The organism is Plantibacter sp. H53 (genome assembly GCF_001650455.1).
Taxonomy (GTDB): Bacteria; Actinomycetota; Actinomycetes; order Actinomycetales; family Microbacteriaceae; genus Plantibacter; species Plantibacter flavus_A.
In genome coordinates, this window is the sequence record NZ_LWCT01000014.1 from 19,842 (window position 1) to 41,494 (window position 21,653).

At 70.0% G+C, this 21,653-nt stretch carries 20 protein-coding genes; 8 read left to right on the forward strand and 12 right to left on the reverse strand.

The window, feature by feature from the left end:
* The first annotated feature begins 168 nt into the window (after nucleotides 1-168).
* Nucleotides 169-1,179 (forward strand): diacylglycerol kinase family protein, encoded by a 1,011-nt coding sequence (locus A4X17_RS09325; RefSeq protein ID WP_064295398.1) that lies wholly within the window; start codon nucleotides 169-171, stop codon nucleotides 1,177-1,179.
* Between the two features lie 11 nt (nucleotides 1,180-1,190).
* Here A4X17_RS09325 and A4X17_RS09330 read toward each other — a convergent pair whose 3' ends face one another.
* Together A4X17_RS09330 and A4X17_RS09335 are read right to left on the reverse strand one after the other, a co-directional pair.
* Nucleotides 1,191-2,519 (reverse strand): MFS transporter, encoded by a 1,329-nt coding sequence (locus A4X17_RS09330; protein WP_064295399.1) that lies wholly within the window; start codon nucleotides 2,517-2,519, stop codon nucleotides 1,191-1,193.
* Between the two features lie 10 nt (nucleotides 2,520-2,529).
* Nucleotides 2,530-2,808 carry a hypothetical protein gene (locus A4X17_RS09335; RefSeq protein ID WP_064295400.1) on the reverse strand — a complete coding sequence of 93 codons (279 nt, stop codon included), beginning with the start codon at nucleotides 2,806-2,808 and terminating at the stop codon, nucleotides 2,530-2,532.
* Between the two features lie 176 nt (nucleotides 2,809-2,984).
* On the opposite strand from A4X17_RS09335, the gene A4X17_RS09340 reads away from it, so the two are divergent.
* Entirely contained in the window at nucleotides 2,985-3,500 is a 516-nt protein-coding gene (locus A4X17_RS09340; protein WP_064295401.1) for a GNAT family N-acetyltransferase, read from the forward strand.
* A gap of 7 nt (nucleotides 3,501-3,507) precedes the next feature.
* Here A4X17_RS09340 and A4X17_RS09345 read toward each other — a convergent pair whose 3' ends face one another.
* From A4X17_RS09345 to A4X17_RS09380, 8 genes are all read right to left on the reverse strand, one after another.
* Entirely contained in the window at nucleotides 3,508-5,439 is a 1,932-nt protein-coding gene (locus A4X17_RS09345) for a hypothetical protein (RefSeq protein ID WP_064295402.1), read from the reverse strand.
* A 10-nt stretch (nucleotides 5,440-5,449) separates the two neighbouring features.
* Nucleotides 5,450-6,202 (reverse strand): SDR family NAD(P)-dependent oxidoreductase, encoded by a 753-nt coding sequence (locus A4X17_RS09350; RefSeq protein ID WP_064295403.1) that lies wholly within the window; start codon nucleotides 6,200-6,202, stop codon nucleotides 5,450-5,452.
* 222 nt (nucleotides 6,203-6,424) lie between these two features.
* Nucleotides 6,425-7,297, reverse strand: coding sequence for a phosphogluconate dehydrogenase C-terminal domain-containing protein (locus A4X17_RS09355; RefSeq protein WP_082916060.1), 873 nt, complete (start codon nucleotides 7,295-7,297; stop codon nucleotides 6,425-6,427).
* Complete coding sequence (locus tag A4X17_RS09360; RefSeq protein ID WP_064295404.1) at nucleotides 7,294-8,091, reverse strand: sugar phosphate isomerase/epimerase; 798 nt, start codon at nucleotides 8,089-8,091, stop codon at nucleotides 7,294-7,296. The genes A4X17_RS09355 and A4X17_RS09360 overlap by 4 nt, the downstream gene beginning before the upstream one ends.
* A complete protein-coding gene (locus tag A4X17_RS09365; RefSeq protein ID WP_157583425.1) occupies nucleotides 8,088-8,918 on the reverse strand; it encodes a triose-phosphate isomerase family protein in 831 nt (276 codons plus the stop codon). The genes A4X17_RS09360 and A4X17_RS09365 overlap by 4 nt, the downstream gene beginning before the upstream one ends.
* The gene (locus A4X17_RS09370; RefSeq protein ID WP_064295405.1) at nucleotides 8,918-9,388 is read right to left on the reverse strand and encodes a ribose-5-phosphate isomerase; all 471 of its coding nucleotides are present in this window, start codon (nucleotides 9,386-9,388) and stop codon (nucleotides 8,918-8,920) included. The genes A4X17_RS09365 and A4X17_RS09370 overlap by 1 nt, the downstream gene beginning before the upstream one ends.
* Entirely contained in the window at nucleotides 9,385-11,169 is a 1,785-nt protein-coding gene (locus A4X17_RS09375) for a dihydroxyacetone kinase family protein (RefSeq protein WP_064295406.1), read from the reverse strand. The genes A4X17_RS09370 and A4X17_RS09375 overlap by 4 nt, the downstream gene beginning before the upstream one ends.
* The gene (locus tag A4X17_RS09380; protein ID WP_231884344.1) at nucleotides 11,166-12,545 is read right to left on the reverse strand and encodes an MFS transporter; all 1,380 of its coding nucleotides are present in this window, start codon (nucleotides 12,543-12,545) and stop codon (nucleotides 11,166-11,168) included. The genes A4X17_RS09375 and A4X17_RS09380 overlap by 4 nt, the downstream gene beginning before the upstream one ends.
* Before the next feature lie 163 nt (nucleotides 12,546-12,708).
* Between A4X17_RS09380 and A4X17_RS09385 the strand changes: the two genes are divergently transcribed.
* The gene (locus tag A4X17_RS09385) at nucleotides 12,709-13,446 is read left to right on the forward strand and encodes a FadR/GntR family transcriptional regulator (protein WP_064295407.1); all 738 of its coding nucleotides are present in this window, start codon (nucleotides 12,709-12,711) and stop codon (nucleotides 13,444-13,446) included.
* Nucleotides 13,447-13,498: 52 nt separating this feature from the next.
* Here the strand turns inward: A4X17_RS09385 and A4X17_RS09390 are convergent, their stop codons facing one another.
* Nucleotides 13,499-14,098 carry an NAD(P)H-dependent oxidoreductase gene (locus tag A4X17_RS09390; RefSeq protein WP_064295408.1) on the reverse strand — a complete coding sequence of 200 codons (600 nt, stop codon included), beginning with the start codon at nucleotides 14,096-14,098 and terminating at the stop codon, nucleotides 13,499-13,501.
* 117 nt (nucleotides 14,099-14,215) lie between these two features.
* Here A4X17_RS09390 and A4X17_RS09395 point away from each other — a divergent pair, with 117 nt between their 5' ends.
* A complete protein-coding gene (locus A4X17_RS09395; RefSeq protein WP_064295409.1) occupies nucleotides 14,216-15,346 on the forward strand; it encodes a VanZ family protein in 1,131 nt (376 codons plus the stop codon).
* 96 nt (nucleotides 15,347-15,442) lie between these two features.
* Here the strand turns inward: A4X17_RS09395 and A4X17_RS09400 are convergent, their stop codons facing one another.
* Nucleotides 15,443-16,003: a TetR/AcrR family transcriptional regulator gene (locus A4X17_RS09400; protein WP_231884345.1), complete on the reverse strand. Its 561-nt coding sequence runs from the start codon at nucleotides 16,001-16,003 to the stop codon at nucleotides 15,443-15,445.
* A gap of 247 nt (nucleotides 16,004-16,250) precedes the next feature.
* Between A4X17_RS09400 and A4X17_RS09405 the strand changes: the two genes are divergently transcribed.
* From A4X17_RS09405 to A4X17_RS09420, 4 genes are all read left to right on the forward strand, one after another.
* Nucleotides 16,251-17,771 (forward strand): ABC transporter substrate-binding protein, encoded by a 1,521-nt coding sequence (locus A4X17_RS09405; RefSeq protein ID WP_064295410.1) that lies wholly within the window; start codon nucleotides 16,251-16,253, stop codon nucleotides 17,769-17,771.
* A gap of 207 nt (nucleotides 17,772-17,978) precedes the next feature.
* On the forward strand, nucleotides 17,979-18,920 hold the full coding sequence (locus A4X17_RS09410; RefSeq protein WP_064295411.1) for an ABC transporter permease: 942 nt from the start codon (nucleotides 17,979-17,981) through the stop codon (nucleotides 18,918-18,920).
* A complete protein-coding gene (locus A4X17_RS09415) occupies nucleotides 18,917-20,776 on the forward strand; it encodes a dipeptide/oligopeptide/nickel ABC transporter permease/ATP-binding protein (RefSeq protein WP_064295412.1) in 1,860 nt (619 codons plus the stop codon). Before A4X17_RS09410 ends, A4X17_RS09415 begins: the two co-directional genes overlap by 4 nt.
* Complete coding sequence (locus A4X17_RS09420) at nucleotides 20,773-21,624, forward strand: ATP-binding cassette domain-containing protein (protein ID WP_064295413.1); 852 nt, start codon at nucleotides 20,773-20,775, stop codon at nucleotides 21,622-21,624. Before A4X17_RS09415 ends, A4X17_RS09420 begins: the two co-directional genes overlap by 4 nt.
* The last annotated feature ends 29 nt before the right edge of the window (nucleotides 21,625-21,653 follow it).

The following is a 21,653-nucleotide window of genomic DNA, read 5'->3' on the forward strand; positions in this document are numbered from 1 at the left end:
TGTCGCAATCACGATGGGGAGGCCGCCGCGGACACTGCGTTCGTGGCGGGCATGGACGGTGCCTGCAAGGACTCAACGATACTCTTCCGCCGCCTGCAGAACCCACGTGCCACGTCAACCCACGGACCGGATCCCCCTCGCCCCTGCCTCCGCTCCTATGCTGATCGGATGACGACACCTGAGAGCACGACCGCGCCGAGCGACACGACGGCGACCAAGATCGCCGCCGTCATCTACAACCCCGTGAAGGTCGACCTCGACGTGCTCCGCGAATCGGTCGAACGGTCCGCCGCCGATGCGGGCTGGGGCGAGTCGCTCTGGTTCGAGACGTCGGTGGAGGATGTGGGCCAAGGCGTCACCGCCGAGGCGATCGCCGCGAAGGTCGACCTCGTCATCGCGGCCGGCGGCGACGGCACGGTCCGCGCGGTCTCGGAGGCCCTGCGCGGGAGCGACATCCCCCTCGCGTTGCTGCCGTCCGGCACCGGCAACCTGCTCGCGCGCAACCTCGACCTCACCCTCAACGACCTGCCCGGCTCCGTCATCGCGGCGTTCACCGGCGAGGACAAGGCGATCGACCTCGGTGTCATCGACATCGAGCGCGCCGACCACTCACGCGACCGCCACGTGTTCGTCGTCATGGCCGGCATGGGCATCGACGCGAAGATGATCAAGAACACCGACGACGACCTCAAGGCGAAGGCCGGCTGGGCCGCCTACGTCGACGCGATCGTGAAGTCGCTGCGCGATCCGGACGAGCTGCACCTCCGGTTCCGGATCGACGACGAGCCGCAGGTGCGCGCCACCGTGCACACCGTCATCATCGGCAACTGCGGCTCGCTGCCCGCCAACATCCTGCTGCTGCCGGACGCGGTCGTCGACGACGGACTGTTCGACCTCATGTTCATGCGCCCCGGTGGGATCCTCGGCTGGATCCGCATCTGGGCGAAAGTCGCGTGGGTGAACGGTGTCCTGCGACGGACGAAGACCGGCCGGGCGTTGGCCGGCAAGAAGAAGGACGACGACGACCTCCAGTACGGCACGGCGAAGCGGTTCGTCGCCCGCATGTCGAAGCCGGAGGAGATCGAACTCGACGGCGACGGCTTCGGTAAGGCCATTGCGATCAACACCTGGATCGAGCCGGGTGCCCTCACCGTCCGCGTTCCGGCCGCGGCGGAGTAGCTCGCGCGCCCTCAGCTCACCGCTGTGCGTGGGGTGACCCGCCGGGCCCAGAGCAGCACGGGGATGAGCAGCAGGGCGAGCACGCCACCCGCGATCGACAGCGCGCCGTAGCCGACACCCGCCATCACGACGCCGGACATGACGCCGGCTCCGGCACCGGCGAGCGCGATGAGGACGTCGAGCGTGCCCTGGGTGCGTGCCCGGTTGGCGGGCACGGTGTGGTCGACGACGAGCGCGGTGCCCGCGATGAGCCCGAAGTTCCAGCCGAGTCCGAGGAGGGCGAGCGCCAGGATGAGGAGGCCGAGCGAGTCCGCCGGCGCGAGTGCTCCCGTGACACCGGCGAGCAAGAGGGTCACGCCGGCGGCGATCGCCATCGGGGTGCGGCCGATCCTGTCGACCAGGACGCCGGTCACGAGCGAGGGGAGGTACATCGCGGCGATGTGGATCCCGATCACGAGCCCGACCTCGCCGAGGCCGTGGTGGTGGGCCCGCATGTGCACCGGGGTCATGGTCATCACCGCGACCATGGCGATCTGCGTGACCACCATGACCGCGGCGCCGACGTAGGCACCGACGCCGGGACGCGGGCGTGCGGCGGTCGTCGGAGATGCCAGCTTCGACCCCGCCTGCTCCGCGGCGGTCTGCTCCACCTCCAGCTGCGCGAGCTCGGCATCGAGACGGCGGGCGAGGAGGAACGGGTCCGGTCTGAGCAGTTTGAGCAACGCCGTCCCCGCCGCGAGGTAGGCGACCGCAGCGAGCAGGAACGGCCCGGCGAGCGACGGCAGTCCGAGGCCGGTCGCGAACGCCCCCAACGGCTCGACGAGGTTGGGCCCGGCAACGGCGCCGAGTGTCGTCGACACCATCGCGACGCTGACCGCCGAACCACGTCGGGCCGGGGTCGCGAGGTCGGTGCCGGCGTAGCGCGCCTGGAGGTTGGTGGCCGTGCCAGCGCCGTAGACGAAGAGCGACAGGAAGAGCAGCGGCACCAGTGCGGTGGTGGCGGCCACGACCACTCCGATCGCACCGACGCCGCCCGCCGCGAATCCGAGTCCGAGCCCGATGCGCCGGCCGAGCCGCTGGGTGACGCGCCCGACGAGGAAGGCGGTGAGCGCGGAGCCGAGGGTGAGGAGCGCGGCTGCGACGCCCGCGAGGCTCATGCTGCCGAGGACGTCCTGCACGAGGAGCGCCCCGACCGTCACCCCGGCGGCGAGACCGGCGCCGCCGAGGACCTGGCTGATGACGACGACCGTGAGTGTCCGCCGCTGGACGCGGGCTCGCTCGGCGGCGATGGCAGCTCTGGCGTCGGAATCCCGGGAATCGCTCTCTCCGCGCTCGCCCATGCTCCGACCGTCAGCGTCGCGTGGAAATGCGACCGTAGGCGTCGACCGTCACGATGAGCGACTCGACCTTGCGGTTCACGACGCGGATGATCACGACGATGAGCCAGAGCCCGCCGGTGAGGAGCGTCAGGATCAGGTTCCAGAACCAACCGATGCGCTTCTGTCGCTGCAGCACGGCCTGCTGGCCCTGCACCGACGACACCGTCCAACCGCGCGCGGCGTAGCGGGCGACTTCGGCGTTCAGGACGGCGGTGAGCTGCTCCATCGGGAGCGGTGTGGAGGAGGACATACCTCGAATCTACCCGTCGCGGGCGCCAGGCCCGCGAGCCCGACACCGCCGGTGCCTGAGCTCGTCGAAGGGCACCCCGGCTCCCCACGGCCGACCCCCTGAACCCGACATCACCGGTCCCTGAGCCCAACACCACCGGTCCCTGAGCTTGTCGAAGGGCGCTCTACGATCGATGTATGCGCATCCGTCTCGCCGAACCCGCCGACCTGCCTGGCGTCCTCGCCATCCACACCGATGCCGTCGCGAACGGTGTCGCGATCTGGACCGAGGTCACACCCGACCTCGCCGAGCGCGAGGCATGGCTCGCCCGCCACCAGGAGCCGGGCCGGGTCGCGCTCGTCGCCGTCGCCGACGGCCCCGATGACACCCTCCCCGAGGGTGACGTCCTCGCCTACGGAAGTTACGGTCCGTACGCCGCGAAGGACGGGTACCGCCACACCGTCGAGAACTCCGTGTACGTGCACCCGGACGCACAGGGGCGCGGCCTCGGCAAGGCGCTCATGGTCGAGTTGCTGGAACGCGCCACGGCCGACGGCCACCACGTCATGCTCGCCCTCATCGAGGCGGAGAACACCGCATCGATCGCCCTGCACACGAAGCTCGGGTTCGAGCAGGTCGGCCTGCTGCCGGAGGTCGGGACGAAGTTCGGCCGCTGGCTCGACCTCGCCATCCTGCGCCGCACGCTCGCCTGAGCGGGATCTACGAACCCGAACGGGCGATCACGACCCGGGCGACCGCACCCGCAGCAAGGTCCACGGTGTGCGGCTCAGACGCGCCGGTCAGGACGACCCGGACCGGTGCCTCGCAGAGGTTGCCGAGGATGACGACGGTGTCGCCTGCGGCATCGACGGCGGCGATCGCGGTCACACCTGCCGGCGAGACGGGCGACCCGGCACCGAGCGACACCCCGCCGATCTCGACCGCGACGCGCCGTCGGCCGCTGAGCTCGGTGATCCACCCGAGCGCCCGGCCCGCGGCCGTGAGCGTCCCGTCGGCCGCGACGAGCCCACGAGGTCCGGTCGCCTCGAAGTACGACAGCGACTCGACACCGGAGACGGCCAGGGCCGTGACACTGCCGACGACCCAGGCGCCGAGCGCCTCCGCCGACTGCCGCTCGTCCGTGGCGCCGGGCACGTGCTCCGCGCCGAAGCCCGCGCGGAGTTCCGGGTCGCGGGGGTCACCGGCGCTCGCCCGGGTGGTAGCGACCGCGTTGTAGCGGGCGCCGAGCGTGACCGGCCCGACGTGCAGCGGGCGGCCGTCGGCGATCCTGACCGCGTCCGCCACGACGACGGCCTGCATCCCGAGCGACTCGACGAGCTGGTGCCCGCCGCGGTCGTGCATGAACGGCGTGATGCTGAACGCCACGGGGCCCGTCCAGCGCTCGAAGCGCGCGTGGTTGCGGTTGAGCTCCGTGAAGTGCGCGCGCGTGCCGCCGACGAGCTCGGGCTGCGGCGTCGGGACCTCGGCCCACAGGGTTCGCAGGACCTCGCCGAGCGCGGTCAACAGCGTGACCTCCGAGAGGTGGGTCCGGCGATGGAACGCCCCGACGCGCACGACGGGCACGGCCGCGTCGCGGAGCCGCCGCAGCATCGGCTCGGCCTCCTCGCCCGTCCCGAGCACGAGTCGGAGGTCGAGGGGCCCGCCGCCGGCCTGGCGCACGGCGCGATCGAGGATGGCCGGCCAGTCCTGGTTCGTCGGGTCGATCTCCACGAGGATCCCGCTGATCGTGTCCGGGATCTCGGCGCCCGCGCGGCCGCCGTCGGCGTCACTCGACACCGAGGTCCAGATCGTGGGGATGGTGCCGTCGAGTGGTGCGCCGATCCGCCCTTCGACAGGCTCAGGGATCGGGTCCTCTCGTTGCCCCGCGAGCCCTGTCTCGGGCACGACGGTCACGGCGAGCGGCGTCGCCAGTGGGGCGTCGGCTGGCTCGGCAGCGCCGACCCGTGCACAGCTGACCTCGACGGACTGCTCCACGACGTCACCGACCGCCAGTGCGACGGGGAACGGCAGCGAGAGGGGCGTCGAATAGGTCTTGAACGAGGCGTCGGTCCAGTTGCGCTGGTCCTCCATCTCGAAGACGTCACCGCTGAAGCGGACCGTGGTCGCGACGCGGTCGCCGGTCCATGCGAGGGACCCGATGCGGATCGCCGGCTGATGCGGAGCGACGTGCTCCGGGAGGCGCACGGTCGTCGTGGACCCCTCCGGGTGGCCGACGACGAGCTCGGTGCCGGCGAGCGCCGGTGACTGCAGCACGATGAGACCGATGCGCGCGCGCCGGAACGCGGCGGTCACCTCGGCCCGGACGGCGACCCGCAGTGTCGACGCTCCGAGGTCGACCGACAGGGACCAGGCGACGGTCTCGCCATCGTCGCCGACCCGGCCGCGCAGGGCCAGGCCGCTCGTCGTGCGGTCGACCGCGTCGACGATGACGGGCAGTGTCTTCCAGTCCTGGTCGCGGACGACGAAGCGGATGCTGCGCAGCACGGGCTCGCCGTCGAAGGTGATGTCGTCGACCTCCGAGCCGCGGAGCGAGGCAGACCAGGGCCCTCGGCCGACGGTGAGGGCGTCGCGCTCGCGGTCGAGCAGGAGGTCGGATGCGACGCGGAAGGTGGTTCCCGAACGCGAGGTCATGATCGTCGGCTCAGAGGCTCGTCATGCCGCCGTCGACCCGGAAGGTCGCTCCGGTGGCGAAGCTCGACTCGTCGCTGGCGAGGTACACCATGATGCCCTCGACGTCCGAGGCCTGGCCGGGACGACCGAGCGGGATGCGCCCGACGATGGCGGCACGCGACTCCGGGTCGCCAGAGATCGCGGTGACGAGCGGGGTCTCCGTGTAGCCGGGGACGACGGTGTTCACGCGGATGCCCTGATCGGCGTAGGCCGCTGCGACGGTCCGGCCGAGGCCGTGGATCCCGGCCTTCGTGGAGCTGTACGCCGTGAAGTCGGCACCCTCGCCGTTGAGACCGGTCGGGCTGCCCGTGAGGATGATCGAGCCGCCGCGGCCGAGCATGGCGCGGACGGCGTGCTTGGTCGTGAGGAAGGTGCCGGTGAGGTTGATGTCGACCGTGCGCTGCCAGACCTCGAGGTCGAGGTCGGCGATCTTCGCGTCCTGGCCGAAGAGCTGTACGCCGGCGTTCGCGACGACGACGTCCGGGGTCTTGCCGGCGGCGTCCATGACCGCGAAGGCGGCCTCGACGCTCGCTTCGTCGGCGATGTCGAGTCGCACGGCGATGGCGGTCGGGAAGGGTGCCGCCGCATCGCGGGCGGCCTGGATGTCGCGGTCGGAGAAGACGACGGCGGCATCCTCACGAGCGAACCGCTCGGCGACCGAACGTCCGATCCCCGATCCGGCACCCGTCACGAGCGCGGTCTTTCCTGCAAGTCGTCCAGTCATCGTCGCCTGTCTCTCGTGCGGTGTTGCGAGGGTGGTGTCGCGGGTGTCGCAGCGGCTGTCGTGGGTGCGACATCGGGTCGTCTGCAGCCTATCCGGCACAACCGGTTGACCGCATGTGACGTTCGCAATTCAGGACGGCCGCGGCGCGCCGACCCGGATCGGGGGAGGGAGCGGGCCGACGCGCCGGGCACGTCCTGAATTGCGAACAGTTGGGGAAGCGGGTTACCGCTCGATCTTGTCGAGGTGGAGCATGGCGGCGAGGTTCTTGTCGAGCTCGTCGTCCTGGAAGACCTTCTTCCAGTCGTCCTTGATGATCGCGCTGCGGCCGTAGTCCATCGCGATGAGGCACGCGTCGGAGAACGGGTTGTCGCCCTTGAGCGAGTTCGCGAGGGCGACCTGCGTGTGGCCGAGGAGGATCGCACGAGCGGCCGGCTCCGGCACACCCATGGTGTTGACGGCCTCGTCGAGCGACTCCTTGAGGAGCGCACCGATCATGCAGGCGATCGTCTCCACGAGGGTCGGCTCGAGCTGCGCGAGCTGCTTGACCGTGACCCAGTGGACCTCACCGACGGGGGCGAAGATCGCCCGGACGACGGCCTCGACCTGCGCCTGCTTCTCAGCGTCGTCGGACTCGATCGCCGCGATGGCGTCCTGGAGGGCGGCGATGCCACCGAAGGTGTCCGCGTACTCCTCGGGCGTGTGGCGCTCGACGAAGACGGAGGGGTGGCAGGGGTGCGTGACGGCCTGGATGACGTCGTCGCGACGGGTCAGCAGACCCGCGTACGCGGCGGCCGGGTCGAGCGTGAGGAGCACGGCGCCCGACTTCATGAGCGGGACGACGCCGGCGGACACGGCCTTCAGGGCGAGGTCCGGGACGGCGAGGATGACGACGTCGGCGTCGGTGACGGCCGCGTCGGTCTCGGTGAGCTCGCGACCGGCCTCGGTCACACGCTCCTGGCCGGCGGGCGAGACCTCGCTGTAGAAGACCGTGTGGCTGGTCTTCACGAGGTTGTTGGAGACGCGCATGCCCATCTTGCCGCCCGCGCCGATGACGGCGATGGTGGGCTGGTCCGCGACGGTGGTGGTGTCGGTCATGATCTTCCTTCTCTCAGGTACTGCAGGTTGTGTGCGGTCCACGTGCGCTCGAGCTCGATCGTCTCCGTGATGGAGTCGCCGAGCGGGAGCCAGTGTTCGATGATCTGGTTGACGCCGCGCTCGTCCGGTCGGACGACGGCGGTGAGGGCTGGGTAGTCGAGCAGGCCGGTGCCGAGCGGGGCACCCTCGAGGGTGAAGCCGACCCAGCCGCCCCGGCGGGTGAACGCGAAGTCCTTGACGTGGATGTTGCGGACGTGCGGAGCGGTGCGCTCGATGACGTCACTCGGGTGCTCGAGCCGGGCGACGGTGTTGGCGGGGTCGAGGCAGATGCCGAGGTTCGGGTGGTCGACGGCGGTCACGAGGTCGACGAGCTCCTGCGACGACAGCTGCTCGTAGGTCTCGAGTGCGATCGTCACGCCGGCCGCCTCGAACGCCGGGAGCACCGCGCGGAGACGATCGACGGCGTCGGTGTGTGACGGCCGGTCGTCGCCGGAGGTGACCATGCTGCGCAGGAGCTTCGCACCCAGCACGGTGGCGATGTGGAGGAAGCGTTCGAGGTGCGCGACCGCGATCCCCTTCGTCCCGAGTTCGAGGGCGACCCCGCGCTCGCGGGCGACCTCGGCGATCCAGCGCAGCTCATCGTCGGACATCGACTCGATGCGGGCGTCGTCGCAGATCTGGAAGAGCTCGACGCCGGCGTCGGCCGTGCGCTCGATCATGCCGATGACGCTCAAGCGCTCGGGTGCGAGCTCGGAGCCCTCCCAGAAGAAGGTGTAGGTGCCGAAGCCGATCATGCTGTCCTCGGTCCCTGAGCCTGCCGAAGGGTGCCATCCTGAGCCTGTCGAAGGGCCTCGTCGAGCACGGCCTCGAGCGCCGCGACGTCGTGGGCGAAGCGTCCGAGGAACACACCGTCGACGTCGTCTCCGAGCGCGGTCAGCAGACCGGGGCCCGCACTGCCGCCGTAGATGACGGAGCTGCCGACCCGGTCGGCGCGCTCGGCGATCGATCGCTTCAGGATCGCGCCGACGGCTCGCACGTACTCGGCAGACGCGGGTTCAGCCGCACCGATCGCCCACACGGGCTCGTAGGCGACGATCACCGGGCCCGCCACAGCACCGGCGAGCGCGGAGTCCAGCTGACGCATGCACTCCGTCGCAGCCGCCTCGGGCGTCGTGCGCTCGACCTCGCCGATGCAGAGGACCGGTGAGAGTCCGTTGCGGAGGGCCGCGGCGGTCTTCTCGGCGACGACCTCGTCGGTCTCGCCGAAGAGCGAGCGGCGCTCCGCGTGGCCGACCTCGACCACGGCGACGCCGACCTCGGCGAGCTCGGGGCCGCCGACCTCACCGGTGAACGCGCCACGGTCCGCGCTCGCGAGGTCCTGCGCTCCGACCAGCACGCCCGTCCCGGCGAGGGCCGCCACCGACGGCGCGACCGCGAGGTAGCCGGGGATGACGAACAGTCGCACGCGACCATCGACCACGGCCTCGTGCCGACGGGCCAAGGCGCCGACCTGCTCGATCCACTCGAGGGTCTGCGCGTGGCCGAAGTACATCTTCAGGCTCACGCCGACCACGCGGGGCGCGGTCGTCATGGGCACGGCCGACGGGGACGGGGTGGTCATCAGCAGGAGCCCGTCGCCTCGTACTCACCGATGACGGCGACCTTCTCGGCGCTCGCGCTGGTCTCGTCGAAGCGGTAGGTGAGCCACTCGCGGACGAGGCGGCGGGCGAGCTCGATGCCGATGACGCGCTGGCCCATCGTGAGCACCTGCGCGTTGTTGCTGAGGACACCGCGCTCGACGGAGAAGCTGTCGTGTGCCGTGACGGCGCGGATGCCGGCGACCTTGTTGGCGGCGATCGCGACGCCCAGGCCGGTGCCGCAGAAGAGGAGCGCGCGGTCGGCCTGGCCGGACGCGACGAGTTCCGCGGCGGCGATCGCGACGCGCGGGTAGGCGGTGTGGCCATCGGCGTCCACGCCCACGTCGACGAGCGAGGCGACGCCGTCGTGCTGCTCGAGGTCGCGCTTGACGATCTCCTTGTAATCGAACCCGGCGTCATCCGAGCCGATGACGATGCGCAGCTGATCGGTCATGCGTGTACTCCTTCGTTGGTGGTGGTGCTGGTGGAGCCGTCCGGTGCGGTGGTGCCGGCGGCGCGCTCGAGGACGGGGACGATCGCCGTGACGATCAGGCCGAACGAGTAGGCACCGGCGTCGACGGTACCGAGACTCTTCTCGGCGTGCGGACGGGCGCGGCCCATCTTCGGCAGGAGGTCCGCCGTCTCAGCGGCAGCGGTGGAGGCAGCCGCAGCGGCGGTCGTCCAAGCGGCGACGAGGTCGGAACCGTCGGCGACGGCTGCACGCAACGTGGTGGTGAACGGCACGAGCGCGTCGACCATCGTCTTCTGTCCGACTTCGGCCTTGCCGAACGACATGATGCCGTCGACCGCGGCCTGCACGCCGGTCGCGACGTCGGTGCGCCCTGGTGCGGCCTCGTCACCGAGGGCGGTTCCGACCGAGCGGAGCGCGAGGCCCCACAGGGCGCCGGACGTGCCGCCGGCGCGGTCCGCCCAGGCGTCGCCGGCCAGGTGCAGGACGGTGTGGGCACCGGCCCCGGCATCGGCGGCGGCGTGTGCGGCGGTGACGGCGGCACGAGCACCGCGCTGCATGCCGATGCCGTGGTCACCGTCGCCCGCGACGGCGTCGATCCGACCGAGCTCCTCGACGTTCGTGTCGATGACCTGGACGAGCGCATCGAGGGCCTCGACCACGACCGCGGCGGCGGCCCGGGACGCGTCGGAGGCGGCGGGGATCTCGGCAGCCGTCTCGGCGACGAGCTCCGAGGGGTCGAGCTGCTCGGCCGCTGCGACGACGCCCTTGCGGTAGGCGGGGGTGTCGGCACCGGCAGCCCAGAAGCCCTCGAGCTCCTCGTCCAACCAGAAGAGCGTGAGCGAGACGCCGGCCATGTCGAAGCTCGTGACGAGCTCGCCGACCTCGGGGTCGACGATCTCCACCCCTGCGGCCTCGAGCTGCGCGGCGACCGCACGGTAGACGACGAACAGTTCCTCGTACTTCACCGAGCCGAGCCCGTTGAGGATGACGCCGACGCGAGCGCCCGTGGCCTCGGAGACACCCTCGGGCAGTTCCGCGAGCAGCGAGGAGACGAGCAGGGTGGCCAGTTCATCGGCCGTCGGCACGTCGGTCTCGTCGATGCCGGGCTCGCCGTGGATGCCCATGCCGACCGCCATGCGCCCCTCGGGCACGGTGAACAGCGGCTCGATCGCGCCCGGCAGGGTGCAGCCGCTGAACGCGACGCCGAAGGACCGGGTGCGCTCGTTCGCGTGGGTGGCGACGCGGACGACCTCGTCGAGGTCGTAGCCCGCCTCGGCCGCGGCGGCGGCCGACTTGAAGACGGTGAGGTCGCCCGCGATACCGCGACGCTTGTGTTTCTCGGCGAGGGGCGCGCTCGAGATGTCGTCGGTGACGGCGACGCTGCGGGTGGGGATGCCCGCCGCGTTCAGCGCGTCCTGCGCCTGGGTGAAGTGGAGCACGTCGCCCGCGTAGTTGCCGTAGCTGAGGAGGACGCCGCCCCCGCGCTGCGCCGCCTTCGCGACCGACTCGACCTGATGGGCGGACGGCGACGCGAACAGGTTGCCCATCGCCGCACCGTGCGCGAGGCCCTGGCCGACGATGCCGCCGAACGCCGGATAGTGGCCGGAGCCACCGCCGATGACGAGCGCGACCGTGCCCTCGGGCGTCCGGGTGCTCCGGACGACACCACCGGTCACGCGCCGGACCTGGTCACGGTTCGCGGCGACGAAGCCGTCGATCATCTCGTCGGCGAAGTCCGCCGGGTCGTTGAAGAGGCGCGTCATCGGGTCTTGCCCGTGAGGTCGTCGTGCGAGACGCGCAGCTCGCGAGAGCTCCGCTGCTTCGAGAGGATCACCATGAGCGTGGCGGAGATCATCATGAAGCCACCGACGATGAACATCGGGACGACGTACTGCGGGGTGTCGCCGACCTTAGTGAGGTCCGCGACGGCGCCGGTGATGTACGGCGCCGAGAACCCGGCGAGGTTGCCGACCGTGTTGATGAGCGCGATACCAGCGGCCGCTGCCGCACCGGTGAGGAACTGCGTGGGCAGCGTCCAGAAGTTGGGCAGCGCGGCGAAGATCGCCATGGCGGTGACCGCGATGATCGCGATGGTGAGGGCGGGCGAGTTGGCGAAGAGCGCGAGCGGGATGCTCACGGCACCGACGATCGCGGGGATCACGATGTGCCAGGTCTTCAGGCCACGGCGCGTCGCGTCACGGGACCAGAAGTACAGGGCGATGGCGGCCGGCACGTACGGGATCGCCGTGATGAGGCCCTTCTGCATGACGTTGAACTCGGTTCCGAACGTCTCCTGGAAGCCCTCGATGATCGTGGGGAGGAAGAAGCCGAGCGCGTAGAGGCCGTAGATGAAGCCGAAGTAGATGAACGCGAGCATCCAGACGCGACCGCTCGTGAACGCGTGCTTGAGGCTGACGTGGCCCTGCTTCTGCTCGGTGGTGGCCTTCTCGTGTGCGAGCGCCGCGGTGAGCCAGGTCTGCTCCTCGGGGGTGAGCCACTTGGCCTCGGACGGACGGTCCTTCAGGTAGAACCAGGCGATGACACCGATGAGGATGGCCGGGAGTCCGACGCCGAGGAACATGAAGCGCCAGCCCTCGAGACCGAAGAACACGCCGTGCTGACCGATGAGCCACCCGGCGAGGGGTGCGCCGATGACGGTGGTGAGCGGCTGCGCCAAGTAGAAGAGGGCGAGGATCTTGCTGCGGTGCTTGGCCGGGACCCAGAGGCTCAGGAAGAGGATCGCTCCGGGGAAGAAGCCGGCTTCGGCGACACCGAGCACGAAGCGGAGGATCGCGAGCTGCTCGAAGTTGGCGACCCAGGTGAACAGGACCGCGACGATACCCCAGGTGACCATGATGCGGGCGAGCCAGCGGCGGGCACCGAATTTGTTGAGCGCGAGGTTGCTGGGCACCTCGAGCAGGATGTATCCGATGAAGAAGACGCCGGACGCGAAGCCGAATTGGGCGGCGGAGAGCGCGAGGTCCTCGTTCATGCCGTTGGGGGCGGCGAAGCCGATCGCGGTGCGGTCCAGGTAGTTGATGAAGAACATCAGCGCCACGAACGGCACGAGACGGATCGAGACCTTCCGGATGGCTGATCGCTCGACAGCCGGGTTGGCCGCGGGGGCGGTGGTGTCCACTATGACTCCTCGGGTGGGCGGCATCGATGCCGCGGGCAGGGCGTGGTCCGGGCCGGACCGGAATGAACGATACATCAACCGGTTGACCAATTCAAGCGTCGCTGGCCCCCGAGCACCCCTGCCGGTCCCTGAGCTTGTCGAAGGGCCGCGATACAGTGAACCCATGCCTGCGTTCCCGGATCGGCCGACCGACGACATCTCGTCCAGCCTCGGACCGGTCGCCGTGGGATCCGCCGTCTCCGCCGTCGCGAAGCGCCTGCTCGACCACTTCACGAGCGGTGAGATCGCCCCGGGCACCCGCCTCCCACCGGAGCGTCAGCTCGCCGCGTCCCTCGGTATCGGGCGGTCCGCCGTCCGCGAGGCTCTCGCGGCACTCGAGATCCTGGGCGTCGTCGACGTCCGCCCGGGCAGCGGCACCTACCTCCGCGGCAGCGTCTCCGAACTCCTCCCCGAGACGCTCAGCTGGGGCCTCATGCTCGGCGAACCACGGACCCGCGAACTCATCGAGGTGCGCGGGCAGCTCGAGGTCTTCGCCGCCGGCCTCGCCGCGACGCGCATGGACGACATGGCGCGCAACCGACTGCGCAACCATCTCACCGCCATGAGCGAGGCGGGTGCCAACCGCACCAAGTTCATCGAGGCCGACCTCAAGTTCCACCTGGAGCTCGCCTCGGCCACCGGGAACCGCGTGCTGTCCGACCTCCTGCAGAGCATCCGCTCGCTCCTCCGCATCTGGGTGGAGCGCGGCATCCACGAGGACGTCGACGCCCAGCGCGCCTTCGAGGAGCACGAGGCCGTCTACGAGGCGATCATGTCGGGCGACCCCGCGGCGGCCACGGCCGCGATGCAGCACCACATGGACACCGCGACCGAGCGCCTCAACCGCACCCTCACGGCGTAGCACTTCGACAGGCTCAGTGACCGGGCCTGGTCCCTGAGCCGTCGAAGGGCGGTCAGGCGCGGATCGCCTCGACGACCGCGTCCACCGCGGTCTCGACCGCGCGCGTCCGCGCGTCGGCGTCCTCGCCCTCCGAGTCATGGAGGAAGGTCGTCGCGCCGCGGCGAGCGCCGCAGAAGTCGACGATGCCGTGCTCGAGCTGCGTCCGCATCGCCTGCTCGTAGCCGTGGCGGTCGTAGACCCCGGCATCGTCACCAGCGATCGGTACGAGGTGCACGCGCAGGCGGTCGAGCTTCCGGACGATCCCGCCGTCCGCGTCGAGGCCGAACGCCCAGCCATTGACGAACACGCGGTCGAACCAGCCCTTGAGGAGTGCGGGCGCCGACCACCAGTACACCGGGAAGACGAGCACGAGGTCGGTGGCCCGGTCGAGCCGCTCCTGCTCGGCGGCCACGTCCGGGGTGAAGTCCCCGCCGACGCGGTAGGTGTGGCGGTCGGCGAGCGTGTACCGCGGGTCGAAGCCCTCCGCAGCCAGGTCCGCGACCTCGACGCCGGCCGGGTCCGAGGTCGATCGCAGCTCCTGCGCGAGCCGCTGGGCGAGGTGGTGGGTGAGGGAGTCGGGGTCGGGATGAGTGGTCACGATGAGCGTCGGCACACTCCATCATCGCCTGCATCGGACGCGGGATCCGCCGTTCGGCACCCTCTGCAGGATGACCGGGGTCCGTCCGCCGACTGATGCCGACGGCGCGGCGAGCGCCCTACAGTTGTCGGAATGAGCGGATGGACATGGCAGGCGTGGGTCGGACTCGTCGGCGGCACGGTGATCTTCTTCGCCGTCCTCGGTCCGATCCTGCTCGTGCAGCTCCGTCGCTACGGCCAGATGTCGCTCCCCCGGGTGATCGGTGCTGCGGCGGTCAGCGTCTACGCGGTGGCCCTCGTGGCGTACACCCTGCTGCCGCTGCCGGACGAGCGCGCCAACTGCAGCACGGCCCACGGCGCGCTCGAGCTGATCCCCGGGCACTCGATCGGGGACATCGCACGGGAGACCGCCGGGCTCTCGGTGCTGAGCACCCTGACGAGCCACGCGTTCCTCCAGGTCGTCCTGAACGTGATCCTCTTCATCCCGTTCGGCGCCATCGCGCGGCGGTACTGGAACCGCGGACTCGGTGTCTCCATCCTGCTCGGGGCGCTCGTCTCCCTGCTGATCGAGTCGACGCAGTACACGGGCATCTGGGGTTTGTACGAATGCGCCTACCGGGTGGCCGACGTCGACGACGTGATCACGAACACGGCCGGGGCCGCGATCGGAGCACTCATCGCCCCGATCGTCCTCGGGTGGATGCCGAGCGCGCGAGCCCTGCGCGCCACCCGCGACCGGGCGCGACCCATCACCGTCTGGCGACGCTGGTTCGGCATGGTGCTCGACGCGTTCGCCGTGAACCTGTCGATCATGGTGCTGTCGCTCGTGTTCGTCGTCCCACGCGTCCTGCTCACGGGTGCGACCGGGACCGCCAACGACCCGACGCTGCCCGAGGTGCTCAGCATCGGTGCGGGCACGGTCGTCCTCGTGATCGTGCTGCCGGCGCTCATCGGGAGCGGCGCGTCGCTCGGGCAACGCCTCGTCTGGCTCGCTCCGCAGTGGCCGGACGGACGCGGATCGGCGGCGCGGCGCCTCTACCGCGGGTCCGTCGTGGCCCTGCCGTACATCGCCACGACGACCGCCGCGCAGATACCCGACGCCACGAGCGGCCTCACGCAGACGATCGTCGGGATCATCGGGATCCTCAGCTTCGTCATCGTCGCCACGGCCGTCGTCTCCGTACCGTTCACCCGGCACCGCCGCGGCGTCTCGTACGTCTCCGTCGGCGCGGACCTGCGCGACGCACGGGCGACGACGCCGTAGCGCGACAGCAGGAGATCAGCGCCGCAGCAGGACGCACTCGCTCGAAGGCTCCTGCCCAGGGGCGGACCTCCTGGTGCCGCGCCGGCCGCTCGGCGCCTAGAGCTCGGTACCGAGGAGCCCCGACAGGAAGGCGTGGAGCTCGTCCGCCATATCGACCGATTCCGGTGCGAGCAGCCACTGCACCTGCAGGCCGTCCATGAGCGCGAGGGTCATGAAGGCCGCGCTGGTGGTGGGGAAGCCGGCCCGCACGCGTCCTGCGGAGACGAGCAACCCGAAGGTGCGCTCGAGCCGCGCGCGCGTGCCCTCGTAGCGCTCGACGAAGTAGTCGTGCGCCGGGTGGTCGGGCGAGGTCGCCTCCGCCGAGAGCGTGCAGTAGAGCGCGACCACGCCGGGCACGGAAGCGTTGTACCGGGCGAGTGCGACCAGCCCCCGGAGCGTCTCGATCGGGTCGTCGCCGTCCATCGGGACGAGCGTCGCCGAGAGGTCGTCGCGGTGGGACAGCACGGCGGCGAGCAGCGCGCTCTTGTTCGGGAAGTGGTGCAGGAGTCCTGCCTCGCTCATCCCCACCTGCGCGGCCACCTCCCGAAGCGAACCCGCGCGATATCCCCCGTTGGCGAAGACGGCGAGCGCGGCGTCGAGGATCGCGACGCGCTTCATACCGGTTTTCGCATATGCACCGCGGGGCTTCCCCTGCGGCTTGTTCCCGGTCTTGACCGATGTCATCGGACGACCTCCCCCTTCGGACGGCTTCACGATAGCGCGTTCCCCGTCGAACGCCGCGGCCTGGTCGTGATCCAACTGTGACATGGTCGAAAACAAAAAGCTAGTGACCACTCGGCTTTCGTGCTAGCGTCCTCAATCACCAGCGATCCGATGAGGGATTGCTCACAGCGAATGGACAAAGATGTTCCGATGGAAGACGACCGCAGCCGTCGCGGTCACCGCTGCTGCACTCGTGCTCACCGGATGCTCCGGTAGCACCTCCGGCTCTGACAGCGGCTCCGGTGGCACCCTGATCCTGGGTGCGATCACTCCCCCCACCACGTTCGACCCGGCCGGCTCCGAATGGGGCAACCGCTCGCCCTTCTACCAGGCCGTCTTCGACACCCTGCTCGTCGCCACCGCCGACGGCGAGATCGTCCCGTCGCTCGCGACCTCCTACGAGTACAACGACGACAACACCGTCCTGACGCTCAAGATCCGCGACGACGTCACCTTCACCGACAAGTCGAAGCTCACCGCCGACGTCGTCAAGCAGAACCTCGAGCGCTTCAAGACCGGCACGTCCCCCGACGCCGGCTACTTCGCGGGTGTCGCCTCCGTCGAGGCGCCCGACGACACCACCGTGGTCATCACCCTGAGTGCACCCGACCCGGCCATGCTCAACTACCTCACCCGCGACCCCGGCCTGATCGCCAGCGCGGAGTCGTTCGACAGCCCCGACCTCGCCACCAACCCGGTCGGCTCCGGACCGTACGTGCTCGACACGGCCGCGACCGTCACCGGCACGAGCTACAGCTACACCGCGAACCCCGACTACTGGAACAAGGACTGGCAGCACTACGACAAGCTGACCATCAACGTCCTCCAAGACGCGACCGCCGGCCTGAACGCCGTCAAGTCGGGCGAGGTCAACGGCATCAAGCTCGCGAACAACGACAACCTCGCCGAGGTCGAGGGTGCCGGCTGGACCGTCAACGCCAACGAGCTCGACTTCCAGGGCATGCTGCTCCTCGACCGCGCCGGCACCATGAACCCGGCGATCGCCGACGTCCGCGTCCGCCAGGCCATCAACTACGCGTTCGACCGCCCGGCCCTGCTCAAGGCGCTGCAGAACGACAACGGCACGGTCACGGGTCAGGTCTTCCCGGAGAACTCCCCCGCCTTCGACAAGTCGCTCGACGACCGCTACGGCTACGACCCCGAGAAGGCCAAGGAGCTGCTCGCCGAGGCGGGTTACGCCGACGGTCTGACGCTCTCGATGCCGTCCTCCACGGTGCTCGGCGCCACCACCTACACGCTGATCTCGCAGCAGCTGGCCGACGTCGGGATCACCGCCGAGTACACGGACCCGGGCAACAACTTCATCGCCGACCTCCTGGCCCCGAAGTTCCCCGTCTCCTTCATGGCGCTGGAGCAGAACCCGGACTGGCAGCTCATCCAGTTCATGATCGCCCCGAACGCCGTCTTCAACCCCTTCAAGTACGACGACCCGAAGGTCGACGAGTACATCAAGCAGATCCAGTACGGCGATGAGGCGACGCAGGGCAAGGTCGCCAAGGAACTCAACGCCTACATCGTCGAGCAGGCCTGGTTCGCCCCGTTCTACCGGGTGCAGGGCAGCTTCGCGACGGACGCCAACACGACCGTCAAGATGATCCCGACGAACGCGTACCCGTCCATCTACGACATCCAGCCGAAGTAGTCCGCTGGTCCTGAGCCTGTCGAGGGTCCGCCCTTCGACAGGCTCAGGGACCGGAACCGGAACCCGTCACAGGCCCGCCCGTCGACAGGCTCCGGGACCGGGACCGACCGGTCGCACGTGTCGTATCGACCCCGGCCCGCCAGAGTGTCCAGCGCTCGGGCGGGCCGGCCCCAACACCCCTCACTCACCCACTTCCTGGAGTGACCCATGCTCGGATTCATCCTCAGACGCCTGGTGTCCGGCGTCGTCCTCATCTTCGTGATCTCCGTGATCGCGTACTCCCTCCTCTACCTCGGCGGCGGCGACATCGCCCGCCGGATCCTCGGCCAGAGCGCCACCACCGAGACCGTCGCGAAGAAGGCCGCCGAACTCGGCCTCGACCGCCCGTTGCCGGTGCAGTACCTCGACTGGATCGCCTCCGCCTTCCAGGGCGACCTCGGCCGCTCGTGGTTCACCGGCCAGCTCGTGTCCTCGGGCGTCACCGGCCGCCTCGCCGTCACCCTCTCGATCGTGCTCGGCGCGACCATCATCGCCGCGATCGTGTCCGTCATCCTCGGTGTCCTCGCCGCCCGTCGCGGTGGATGGATCGACAACGTCGTCCAGTTCATCTCCGTCATCGGCTTCGCGATCCCCAGCTTCCTCATCGCGCTCGTGCTCGTCATCACCTTCGCGATCAACCTCCGCCTGTTCAAAGCCACCGGGTACATCCCGATCACCACGTCCTTCTCCGGCTGGGTCGCCTCGGTGACATTGCCGATCATCGCCCTCGCGATCGGCGCCATCGCGACGGTCTCGCAGCAGGTGCGCGGTTCCGTCGTCGACGCGATGTCGAAGGACTACGTCCGGACGCTCCGCAGCCGCGGGCTCGGTACGGGCCGCGTCATCTACAAGCACGTGCTGCGGAACGCCGGCGGCCCCGCCCTCGCCGTCCTCGCCGTGCAGTTCATCGGCCTCCTCGGCGGCGCCGTCATCATCGAGCAGATCTTCGCCCTCCCGGGCATCGGTCAACTCGCCGTGCAGGCCACGACCCAGGGCGACATCCCCATCGTCATGGGGGTCGTCATCGCGACGGCCATCATCGTCGTCGTCGTCAACCTGCTCATCGACCTCGCGCAGGCTGCGCTCAACCCGAAGGTGCGACTGTCATGACCGCCATCGAAACCCCGCTCACCGTCCCGACCCCGCAGGTCCGCGTCAACCTCCTGCGCCGGCTCCTCAAGCGCCCGATCGGCGCCGCGTCCCTCGTGTTCCTCGTACTCATCGGGGTCGTCGCGATCTTCGGACCGCTCATCGCCCCGCAGGATCCGAACCTCGCGTCCCTGCAGCAGGTCCTGGCGCCACCGAGTGCCGACCACCTCCTCGGAGCGGACAGCGCCGGGCGCGACGTGTTCTCCCGCCTGCTCGCCGCCACCCAGATCAGCGTCGCCGCAGCACTCCTCGCCCTCGTCGTCGCGATCGTCATCGGGGTCGTCGCCGGGCTGATCGCCGGGTACTACCAGGGGTGGTTCGACTCCGTGTCCTCGTGGTTCACGGGCCTCATCATGGCGCTGCCCGGCATCGTCGTCCTGCTGGCCGCCCGCGCCGTCCTCGGCCCGTCGGTCTGGATCTCGATGGCGATCTTCGGCATCCTGCTCTCGCCCTCCTACTTCCGCCTCGTCTACGCGGCCGTCACGGCCGTCCGCTCGGAGCTCTACGTGGACGCCGCCCGGGTCTCGGGACTCAGCGACCCGCGCATCATCGGCAGGCACATCCTCTCGGTCGTCCGCGCACCGATCATCATCCAGTCGGCGATCATCGCGGGCATCGCCATCGCGATCCAGTCCGGCCTCGAGTTCCTCGGTCTCGGCGACCTGTCGGTGCCGACCTGGGGCTCGATGCTCAACGACGGCTTCACGAACATCTACAAGGCACCGATCCTCATGGTGTGGCCGTCGCTCGCGATCGCGCTCACCTGCATCGCGCTCACCCTGCTCGCCAACGCGATGCGTGACGAGCTCGAGCGCACCGTGTCCGTCCGCCGGCGCCGTCGCAAGATCGTGACGACGTCGAAGACGGGCTCGAACACGATCGTCACCCAGTCGATCAGCACTTCCGGGATCAGCGAGGACGAGATCGTCGGTGTCCCGCCCATCCGCCACGACGACGACGCCCGCGCCGCCGTCCGTGCCGAGGAGCTCGTCCTCAGCGTCCGCGACCTCCGCGTCGGCTACGACCAGGAGGGCGGCCGAGTCACCGAGGTCGTCCACGGCGTCGACCTCGACATCCGCAAGGGCGAGGTCCACGGCCTCATCGGCGAGTCCGGCTCGGGCAAGACCCAGACCGCATGGGGTGTCCTCGGGCTCCTGCCGCGCGGCGGTCGGGTCACCGACGGGACGATCCGATACGAGGGCACCCGGCTCGACACCCTCGGGGAGCGCGAGTACACGGCCATACGCGGCAAGCGCATCGGCTACATCCCGCAGGAGCCGATGTCGAACCTCGACCCGGCGTTCACGATCGGCAGCCAGCTCGTCGAACCCCTGCGCGTCACCCTCGGCCTCAGCAAGAAGGAGGCGACGGACAAGGCACTCGCCCTGCTCGAGCGGGTCGGCATCCCGAACCCCAAGCGCACCTTCGCCGCATTCCCGCACGAGGTCTCGGGCGGTATGGCGCAGCGTGTGCTCATCGCCGGCGCCGTCTCGACGGACCCGGACATCATCATCGCCGACGAGCCCACCACCGCGCTCGATGTGACCGTGCAAGCCGAGGTCCTCGACCTGCTGCGCGACCTCCAGGCGGAACGCCACATGGCGATGCTCCTCGTGACGCACAACTTCGGTGTGGTCGCCGACCTCTGCGACCGCGTCTCGGTCATGCAGAACGGCCTCATCGTGGAGACCGGGCCGGTGCGCTCGATCTTCAACCACGCGCAGCACCCGTACACGCAGTCGCTGCTCGGCGCGATCCTCGACGAGGGTCCCGCCCGACCGGCACTCGCGACGAACCTGACAGGAGAGACCCGATGACGTCGTCACTGCTCGAGGTGAAGGACCTCGAAGTCGAGTACCCGGGCAAGGGGTTCCGCGCCCAGTCGTTCAAGGCGCTCAAGGGCGTGTCGATCGACATCAAGCCCGGTGAGACCGTCGGCCTCGTCGGCGAGTCCGGCTCCGGCAAGACCACGCTCGGTCGCGCCGTGCTGGGCCTCGCCCCGGTCACCGGCGGCAGCATCCGCTACCGCGACCAGGAGATCGGGCACCTGAAGCGCAAGGAGCGCCGGGCGCTGAGCTCGGAGATCCAGGTCGTGTTCCAGGACCCGTACTCCTCGCTCAACCCCTCGCTCACGATCGAGCAGATCCTCACCGAGCCGCTCACCGTCCGCGGCGTCTCCGGTGCTGACGCCCGCAAGCGCGTCGGATCCCTGCTCGACCAGGTGCAGCTGCCGACCGGCGCGGCCTCACGGCTCCCCCGCGAGTTCTCGGGCGGGCAGCGGCAGCGCATCGCGATCGCCCGGGCGCTCGCCCTCGATCCGAAGCTCATCGTGTGCGACGAGCCCGTGTCGGCCCTCGACCTGTCGACGCAGGCGCGGGTCCTCGACCTCTTCATCGACATCCAGGAACAGACGGGCGTCGCCTACCTGTTCATCTCGCACGACCTCGCGGTCGTCCGGCACATCAGCCACCGCGTGGCGGTCATGTACCACGGGGAGATCGTCGAGTCCGGCGACGGCGACCAGGTGACGGCGCACCCGGCCCACCCCTACACGCAGCGCCTGTTCATGGCGGCACCGATCCCCGACCCGGACCGCCAGGAGGACCGCCGGGTGGAGCGCCGCCGCCTCATCGACGAGCAGCGTGCGGCGGAGTCCGCCGCCTGACCGTCGCTTCGACCGCCCGGTCGGCCGGG